Annotated in this window: 5 protein-coding genes and 1 pseudogene; 3 read left to right on the top strand and 3 right to left on the bottom strand. The window is 29.1% G+C overall.

The genetic code is table 11. The features are described 5' to 3' along the window. Together B5D15_RS15000 and hprK are read right to left on the bottom strand one after the other, a co-directional pair. Positions 1-189 (bottom strand): annotated as a pseudogene (locus B5D15_RS15000) (IS21 family transposase); the annotation flags it as partial. 587 nt (positions 190-776) lie between these two features. Continuing rightward, the gene (gene hprK / locus B5D15_RS14995) at positions 777-1697 is read right to left on the bottom strand and encodes an HPr(Ser) kinase/phosphatase (protein ID WP_078697899.1); all 921 of its coding nucleotides are present in this window, start codon (positions 1695-1697) and stop codon (positions 777-779) included. A gap of 263 nt (positions 1698-1960) precedes the next feature. On the opposite strand from hprK, the gene B5D15_RS14990 reads away from it, so the two are divergent. The 3 genes from B5D15_RS14990 (at position 1961) to B5D15_RS14980 (ending at position 5138) form a co-directional block, all read left to right on the top strand. Continuing rightward, a complete protein-coding gene (locus tag B5D15_RS14990) occupies positions 1961-2494 on the top strand; it encodes a flavodoxin domain-containing protein (RefSeq protein WP_078697898.1) in 534 nt (177 codons plus the stop codon). Between the two features lie 20 nt (positions 2495-2514). Further along, positions 2515-4149 (top strand): GGDEF domain-containing protein, encoded by a 1635-nt coding sequence (locus tag B5D15_RS14985; RefSeq protein ID WP_078697897.1) that lies wholly within the window; start codon positions 2515-2517, stop codon positions 4147-4149. Positions 4150-4241: 92 nt separating this feature from the next. After that, positions 4242-5138, top strand: coding sequence for a DUF362 domain-containing protein (locus tag B5D15_RS14980; protein ID WP_078697896.1), 897 nt, complete (start codon positions 4242-4244; stop codon positions 5136-5138). Positions 5139-5153: 15 nt separating this feature from the next. Here B5D15_RS14980 and B5D15_RS14975 read toward each other — a convergent pair whose 3' ends face one another. Beyond that, positions 5154-5549, bottom strand: coding sequence for a Na+/H+ antiporter NhaC family protein (locus B5D15_RS14975; protein WP_078697895.1), 396 nt, complete (start codon positions 5547-5549; stop codon positions 5154-5156). Between the last annotated feature and the right edge of the window lie 188 nt (positions 5550-5737).

Raw genomic sequence — 5737 nt, 5'->3', positions numbered from 1 at the left:
TTCAATCTTCTTAGGCCGTCCTCTTTTATCTCCTTCTTGTTTACCTAAACTTTGATTAAAATCAGCTTTTTCAAGATATTTTATTACTGTTCTGTAATTATGCCCAGTAACTTTAACAATTTCATTTACTTTTTTCCCTTTACTATAGTACAGCTTTTTGATATTCTTAACTTGAGTCATTGTTAACATTCCTTTCTACCCCCTTTAGCCTCATCAACTAAAGGGTAGTTTATTTTGAGGATGTTGGCAATGACTTTTTTCCATTTTTTTATTTGTATTTTATTTCTGCAACTCTTTGTATTTATATTTTACACTAAACAACTAAAAGAGATACTTTTGCACTCTCTGTGAAAAATTTGATAATTATAAATACATTTCAAATTATAATGTTTTGTATAAGTCTGCCATTGTATTAATAAAATTTACGTTAAAATTTATTTAATGCAAAAGACCTAATGAACCAATTAAATAACACACTTTTACAAGTGGATTGTGAATTTTAATTCGATACTAATAATATAATATAAATTACTATGTATAAAAGCCAAGCTAAGTAGTCATATAATCGATAAAATTTGATAAGGGACTGCACTTTTGTATAGGGAGTAAGTTAGCAAAGGAATTTACCTGACTACGAAGCTGCGACTTATGTAAATATTGGTAGTATACTATTTGAAGTAAAGCCATAGGAAAATATAATATATTTCCTATGGCTTTACTATTTTTTAATTTTATATAGTATCATACTATAAAGAAAGATATTAGATATTAAGATATCATACTTTTTTTTGATTTATTTCTTCAATTCTTTTATCTATGATTTCAACAGGTGATATTGATGATGTTGTTAAGTATCTATAATTGGCAGCTGCAGCCTCAATTATTACAGCAAGATTTCTTCCTGGCCTAATTGGTATTCTTACCTTCTTAATTGAAACACCGAGGATTTCAACAGTTTCATTGCTGTTACCAAGCCTGTCAAAATCATCATATTCATTATTCCATGGTTCTAATTCTATAACAAAATCTATGATTTTTTCTTTTAATACCGAACTTAATCCATAAAGTGCAGTCACATCAATAATTCCAAGACCTCTAACTTCTATCATTCCGCTGGTGCTATAGGGGCTTGTGCCATATAGACTTCCTCCAACGCACTTTATTTCAACTGCATCATCAGAAACTAATATATGTCCTCTTTTTATTAATTCGAGAGCTGTTTCGCTTTTGCCGATTCCGCTTTTCCCTTGAATTAAAATACCAACGCCATATACATCAACGAGCTCTCCGTGAAGGGAAGTTGTTTCAGCAAGCTCCTTTTCCATATATGTAATTAATTCTTTCATAAGCCTTGTCGTCTGAAGACTGCTTCTTAAAACCCATATATTATGTTCCTTAGCAGTATCAATAATTTCCTCATGAGGATTTAGTCCTCTTGATATTATAACGCATGTAATATCAAATTTAAAAAATTCCTTTATTCTTTTGTATCTCAAGTCAGGATCCATTTTATCAAGATAACTCCATTCAGCCATGCCTATTACCTGAACCCTATCTTCTCCAAAATAGTCATAGTAACCTGAAAATTGAAGGCCAGGTCTGTTTATATCGCTTGTTGTTATTTTTTTATTCCTATCGCCGCTTACGATAACATCTAAATTTAAATCCTTAATCAATTTTTCAATTTCTAAAGTCATAAAACTCTTCCTTTCAGATATAATTAATATAATTTTATCATACTAAAGTAATGTTTAAAATTAAATATATCATAAAATTGTTAACAGTCCCCCAAATCTTCGATGTCTTCAAGGGACGGTTAACAATTTTATTTACTTTTAAAAAATTGCCGTAATTTTAAATTGTCAGCCTAAAAAGCTCTATTAACTATTAAAAAAAATGTGTTATAATTACTATAAAATGTGAAATATGGTATTTTACTTTTAAATATGTGGAGGGTTTTATGAAAAAAACTATTGTTTTATACAAGTCTAAGTATGGCAGTACTGAAAAATATGCAAAGTGGATTGCAGATGACTTAAAGGCAGATTTATATGATAGTGCCAATATAAAACTAAAGGACTTAATGAGCTACGATACAATTGTTTACGGCGGGGGACTTTTTTCAAGTGGAATAAATGGTATATCTTTAATTAAAAGAAATTTTGATATGCTAAAGAATAAAAATATAATAGTCTTTACGGTTGGACTTTCTCCAACAGATAGTAATGAACTTAAATCAATTATAGATAAAAATTTTAAGGAAGACATGAAAAAATATATTAAGTTTTTTCATCTAAGAGGGGGCATTGATTATAAAAATTTAAGCTTTATTCATAAAATTATGATGAATATGCTGAAAAAAATAGTTATGAAGAAAAAAAAAGAAGATATGACAGAAGATGAAAAGGCATTTTTAGAAATTTTTGGAGATAAGGTTGATTTTACTGATAAAAAAACTATAAAACCATTAGTAGACTATGTGAAAGGCTTATAATCTTTAAAGAGGTGTGTCTATTGAAAGTCTTTAAAACAAAAAATATTCTTTTTCTTGTTTTATTTTTAGTTGCTGTTTTTTTCTCTATTTATTCAGCGAAACTTGCCTTTAATGGTGATGATAAGATAGATTTAAACAATGGATGGACAGTAAAGGTAGGAAATACAGTATTAGAGAATCAGGATATTTTTTTAAAAAGTGTTATAGATAAAAGCGAATTTCAAAATAAATTCGTATGGTTTTCAAAAAGAATTATATTTCCTCAAGAATATAAAAATAAAAACATCTCTCTTTCTATTGGAGGGATACCCTTTGGACATGAAGTATATTTTAATGGACATCTTATTGGAGCTTCCCCTTTTAAGGATTTTATTTTTAATGATTGGAACAGCAGGTATTCTTATTATATTCCTAAAGAGTTTATTAAAGATGAAAATGTTTTAGAGCTAAAACTGAAATCGATTTATGAATATGGTGCGAATCAAAGCATTTTTATTGCAGAAAGCTCTAAAGTAGTAAAAAATAATAAATTTTTGAACCAATATTTTATATCAGTTTATCTTGCGTTATCTATAGTAAACATAATAATCGCAGCTTACTTTATAAAGCTTTATTCAACGAATAAAATGAATAAAAAGTATCTGTATTTTGCTATAACATTACTTTTTATTACCCTTCATTATTCTAATTACTATATTACAAGCAGCGTTTTCGGATATTTATGGTTTCAAAAAGTGGTTTTTCTTTCTTTTTATTGTGCTGCTTTGTTTTTCGTAATGTTTTTAAGAAAAAATTATGGGTATAAATTTAATAAAAGATTTCATTTTATATCACAAATATGCGGCATGATTATTTTTACGACTTTAGTTATACCGCGGAATTTAATAACCTTTGCTTGTTTTAGGAAAAAGTTATATTTATTTTTTATTATTGCTATTTTATATATAATTTATATGATAATAGATGTAGTTTTTATTAAAAAGTTAAAAAATAAATTTACATTGTTAATTTATAGTGCAGCATTTATTACTATAATTCATGATATACTGATAGATTTAAGCTTAATAAGTAAGGTTAAGGGGATACACCTAAACAGCTATGCTATAATGCTTATACTAATGTATGGGGCTTATGATATGGCCAAGGAGTATAATAGCATATACTTAAATTCTATTATTGATTCTTTAACAGGGCTTTATAACAGAAGATATTTTGACAGCTATATTTTAAATCTCGGGAAAAGCGATGAAGATTACTGCTTGTTTATTATAGATTTCGATGGATTTAAAAGTATAAATGATAATTTTGGACATGCTGTTGGAGATATAGTTTTAAAAAGCTTTGGGCAAATTGTTAATAATATATTATATAAAGGATGTTTTGCAGCAAGAATTGGGGGAGAAGAATTTGCTATACTTTGTGAGAAGCAAAGATTTGAAGGGCAAAAGCTTGCAGAAGAAATAAGGTATAGAATAGAAAATTATGATTGGGGAAATAAAACTACCAATAAAAACTTAAAGGTGACGGTAAGCATTGGAGCAGTATGTTTTAAAGGAAAGGATATTTTTAATAAAGTTTTTAAGGCTGCTGATGAGGCATTATATTTAGCAAAAGATAGTGGTAAAAATAAAGTGGTATGGGGAGATTTAAAATAGAGGGACAGTTAACAATTATTGATATTTGTTAGCTGTCCTTTTAATATGCTTTTTTTTTATTCCTTAGGGAATAATATGATAGAGGTGATTGTATGAGAAAAAGAAGAATTGAAAGCCCAATAGTAGCTATTGGAAAAAATGTTGATGAATCTGCTTCTATAAGGCAGGCGCTTGGATATTTACCGATAGCGAATTTTGTGAATAATGAAGATTGTGTAGTTATAACTGCAAACATGGTAAACAATAATCCACCAGAAAAAGCTGTTGTTGTGGGGCCACAGTCTTTAAGGGAAATAATAAAATTTTTTAAAGAAAGAAATCCTAAAAGGATTGTTGTAGCAGCTGGTTCAGGGGGGACAGATACAAAAACAGTTCTAACAAATTATGGGTATGATAAAGTTATTGAGGAGGAAAAAGTTGAGTTTATTGATTTGAATGTTGGTCCGTTTACGAATATTGTTATCGGTGGAAAAGTAGTTAAAGAAACAAAAATAAATAAGCTTATCGATGAAGCCACAATAATTGTTTCGTTTACACAGCTTAAAATTCATGAAGAAGCTACTATGTCAGCAGCTTTAAAAAATATTGCGTTATCATGGCCTCCAGCACAGGTACATGGATATCCTAAGAAAAATTTAGGTATTCATGAAGATTTGCATGATTTTATTGTTGCGATGGTGAAAAATATACCAATAGATTTATCGATTGTTAGTTTGAATCCAGCAATGGTTGGTACTGGCCCCAGTAAAGGGGCAGCAAAAAGGAGTGATATGGTAATAGCGAGTTTTGATCCGGTTGCTTGTGATACTATTTGCGCCAGACTTTTGGGGTTTAAACCACAGGCAATTAATTATCTATACAGGTGCATAACAGATGGGGTAGGAGAAGGGAACATACAAAATATAGATGTAAAAGGAGCAAAGCTTATTGATATAGAAAAAGAATTTTCACAGATTGCCTATGGTCAGAGCTTTGCAATCGATGAATGATTAAAATTGTATGCATTATATTGAAATCACTCTATTTATTATGGATTTTTTTAAGCTTGAAGCTATTAATGTTACAATAGGTGATATATAGCATAGAACTGCAAAGGGTATATAAGCTGCTGCTGCAAAACCTGTTACTACTGCAATTAAAAGGGAATTTACGTTCCAAGGGAATAGTGGAGCGATAATTGTTCCTGTATCTGATACTGTTCTTGCAAGCAGCTCTCTTTTTACATTTAACTCATCATATTTTTTTGAAAGCAATTTTGCAGGAAGACAGAGATTTCGCAGCAAAATTCCAGTAGAATTTTTATTTTTACTGAAATTGCATTTTATTGTATCATATTGAAGAAATGGTATTCCACCAGCTCTATAGGTTGCAAAAATAGTTATAACTCCCCCTACCCCCAAAAATTTAAATAATTAATTTCCAATTTTATTGTTTCATTAAGTTTTTTCAAATACTGGATTATTCCAGGTATCTTCTATTGTAAATCTCTCATCTCTTATATCCTCAATAATATTTATTTGAAGCATTCTTTTCTTCCTAAAACCTCTAATACATCTAAAAAAATATAACTGCATAAGATTAAATGCTA

The sequence above is a fragment of the Caloramator quimbayensis genome (assembly GCF_900167605.1).
GTDB lineage: Bacteria > Bacillota > Clostridia > Clostridiales > Caloramatoraceae > Caloramator_B > Caloramator_B quimbayensis.
The sequence above is the reverse complement of the archived record's forward strand: the minus strand, read 5'-3'. Positions and strand labels throughout refer to the sequence as shown.